This window comes from Micromonospora sp. 4G55, from assembly GCF_016803375.1.
Genome location: NZ_JAEVHN010000720.1, coordinates 1 through 2,982, shown reverse-complemented (window position 1 = coordinate 2,982; position 2,982 = coordinate 1). Strand labels below are relative to the sequence as shown.

4 protein-coding genes are annotated in these 2,982 nt (G+C 71.7%); 1 reads left to right on the top strand and 3 read right to left on the bottom strand.

Annotation, left to right across the window (positions count from 1 at the left end):
• Positions 1–66 precede the first annotated feature (66 nt).
• A complete protein-coding gene (locus tag JNW89_RS32970) occupies positions 67–1,398 on the top strand; it encodes an AarF/ABC1/UbiB kinase family protein (protein ID WP_238452019.1) in 1,332 nt (443 codons plus the stop codon).
• Between the two features lie 262 nt (positions 1,399–1,660).
• On the opposite strand, the gene JNW89_RS32965 is transcribed toward JNW89_RS32970, so the two are convergent.
• From JNW89_RS32965 to JNW89_RS32955, 3 genes are all read right to left on the bottom strand, one after another.
• Positions 1,661–2,026 (bottom strand): WhiB family transcriptional regulator, encoded by a 366-nt coding sequence (locus JNW89_RS32965; protein ID WP_088960445.1) that lies wholly within the window; start codon positions 2,024–2,026, stop codon positions 1,661–1,663.
• A gap of 129 nt (positions 2,027–2,155) precedes the next feature.
• Positions 2,156–2,410 carry a hypothetical protein gene (locus JNW89_RS32960; RefSeq protein WP_088964418.1) on the bottom strand — a complete coding sequence of 85 codons (255 nt, stop codon included), beginning with the start codon at positions 2,408–2,410 and terminating at the stop codon, positions 2,156–2,158.
• 124 nt (positions 2,411–2,534) lie between these two features.
• The coding region (locus tag JNW89_RS32955; RefSeq protein WP_238452018.1) for an HRDC domain-containing protein at positions 2,535–2,982 on the bottom strand (448 nt) is incomplete at its 5' end.

The following is a 2,982-nucleotide window of genomic DNA, read 5'->3' as shown; positions in this document are numbered from 1 at the left end:
GAGGGAACCGGGCCGAGCCCGGCTTCGGAGCAGCAGCGGGCCCACCGAGTCGGTAACAATGACCACGTGACCGACATCCCGCGCCGGGCCGTGTCCCGGACCGCCAAGCTCGCCGCTCTGCCGCTCGGCTTCGCCGGGCGGACCGTCCTCGGCATGGGTAAGCGCGTCACCGGGCTCGCCTCCGACGTCATCTCCGCCGAGATCCAGCAGCGCACCGCCGAGCAGCTCTTCAGCGTCCTCGGGCAGCTCAAGGGCGGCGCGATGAAGTTCGGTCAGGCGCTGTCGGTCTTCGAGGCGGCGCTGCCGGAGGAGATCGCCGCCCCCTACCGGCAGGCGTTGACCAAGCTCCAGGAGGCGGCCCCGCCGCTGCCCGCGGCGACCGTGCACAAGGTGCTCGCCGAGCAGCTCGGGCCGGACTGGCGGGACCGGTTCGTCGAGTTCAACGACACTCCGGCCGCCGCGGCGAGCATCGGGCAGGTGCACAAGGCGATCTGGCGGGACCCGGAGACCGGCGAGGCGCGGACCGCAGCCGTCAAGATCCAGTACCCGGGCGCCGGTGACGCTCTGCTCGCCGACCTCAAGCAGCTCTCCCGGCTGGGCGGGATGTTCCGGGCCATCCAGCCGGGTCTGGACGTCAAGCCGCTGCTGGTCGAGCTGCGGGAGCGGGTCACCGAGGAGCTGGACTACGAGCTGGAGGCCGAGTCGCAGCGGGCCTTCGCCGCCGCGTACGCCGACGACCCGGAGATCTTCATCCCGGCCGTGCTCTCCAGCTCGCCCCGGGTGCTGGTCACCGAGTGGATCGAGGGCACGCCGCTGGCGGACATCATCCGGGAGGGCACCGAGGAGCAGCGGGACGAGGCGGGCCGGCTGATGGCGACGCTGCACCTGTCCGCGCCGCCCCGGGCCGGCCTGCTGCACGCCGACCCGCACCCCGGCAACTTCCGGCTGCTGCCCGACGGCCGGCTCGGCGTGATCGACTTCGGCGCGGTGGCGCGGATGCCGGAGGGCACGCCGGAGCCGATCGGCCGGATCGCCGGGCTGGCGCTGCGCGGCGACGCGGACGGGGTGGTGGACGGCCTGCGGAAGGAGGGCTTCGTCAGCGCCACGGAGCCGATCGACGCCCACGCGGTGCTCGACTTCCTGCGGCCGATGCTGGAACCGATCGCCGCCGAGGAATTCCGGTTCAGCCGGGCCTGGCTGCGGTCCGAGGCGGCCCGCCTGGCCAGCCCGAAGTCGCCGACCTACCAGCTCAGCCGGCAGCTCAACCTGCCCCCGTCGTACCTGATGATCCACCGGGTGACGCTGGGTTCGATCGGGGTGCTGTGCCAGTTGGAGGCCAAGGCGCCGTACCGGGGGATCCTGGAACGCTGGCTGCCCGGCTTCGCGCCGGTGGCCTGACCGGACCGCGTACTCGGTAGGGATCTAGAGAGCGCCCAGGTCGCGAGCCGACTGGCTCCGGCTCTTCATCGCGACGGTACGGGCGGAACGGGCTGCCTCAGTGCTCGTGGTGGTACGACCGGCCTGAGGCCGGCGCATTCGGGCACGGGACAACGCTTCGTGGAGTAGTTGCATCTCGGTTCCGTTCGGGTAGTTCAGCAGCATCGGTTTCGGCTTTCTCGCGGCCGGTGTCGGACACCGGCGGGGTTGGAACGGGAAGTTGTCAGGCCGCCAGCCGGACCGCGTTGCGCGACGTGGCCACACCACTGGCCACCAGTCGCGCCTCGGCCTCGACCCGGAGCGCCGCGTCGCGGGCGAGGTCCTCCTTGCGCGGACGGCCACGGGGCCGCTTGCGCGGGACGACCGCGCCACGCTCGAAGATCTCGCCGCCCCAGACGCCCCACGGCTCCGCCCGCTCCACCGCACCGGCCAGGCACTCGACGCGCAGCGGGCAGTCCCCGCAGAGCGACTTGGCCAACTCCAGCTCGGCGGGCTGGTCGGAGAACCACAGGTCAGGGTCGAACTTCCGGCAGGGCAGGTTCGCCTCCATCTCGACGCTCACGTCGAGGGGGGCCAACGCCAGACTCATCGCCCGGTCACCTCTCTCTCACTTCGATCTCGTGGATCGCATTTCCGACGTACGGCGGGGCAAAAAAACTGAGGCCGCGGATCCCGGTGAGCGGGTTCCGCGGCCTCGAGGTGAGCCGGTGGTCTGGATTCAGACCGGTCTACCTCGAGGTGGAACGCCGCGGACATCCGTGCGCTTCTTGGCGACACCGATGCCCATGCCCGTGAAGCCACTGGTCCCCTCGACTCCGATCGGCGCGACGGTCAGGGTCAGCTCGGCCTGAGCCTGGACCTGGTGCACCTGCGGAACCGACGGTCGCGTGGCGGCAAGGGCCACCCGGACAGTCGACAGCGGAGCGCAGGCAGCTGGCATCGCCGCCGGACGCTCATAGGTGAAGATCTCCACGGGTGCCACCTCCCTCACGTTCCTCGTGCCGACTTGGTCTCCCACCCCGTGAGCAGCCGGAATGGCGCCGCTCCCGAGGTGTGTCATGAGGCTATTCCTCGCTCGGGGGCGAGGGCAAACGAATTTACGACGAGATTTCGAAAGTTTTCTCCGGCGCGATGTCGTCCACCGCCGCACCGTCCACCAGGGCCAGCACCGCCTCGCCGTAGAGGCCGAGCTTGCGGGGCCCGATCCCGGCGATGGCGATCAGCTCCTCGGTCCGCCCGGGACGCCGCTCGGCCAGCGCGGTCAGGGTGGCGTCGGTGAAGACGACGTACGCCGGGACCTTCTGCGCGCCGGCCACCCGGGCCCGCCAGTCCCGCAGCCGCTCGTACAGGTCCTCGTCGATGTCGGACGGGCAGGTCGGGCAGCGGCCCAGCTTGCGATCCGGGCCGGCGAGCAGGGTCGCTCCACAGATCCGGCAGGAGACGATCTGGGTGGCGGGCCGGCGCGCGGCGGTGCCGCTTCGCCACGCCGCCGCCGGCCCGCTCGCCACCCGCCGGACGCGGTCCACGCTGCGGCAGGAACCGGGA

What these genes read in the sequence shown, in the direction of transcription:
- JNW89_RS32965 (WP_088960445.1), bottom strand. Translation starts at nt 2,026, where the DNA reads ATGAGTCTGGCGTTGGCCCCCCTCGACGTGAGCGTCGAGATGGAGGCG.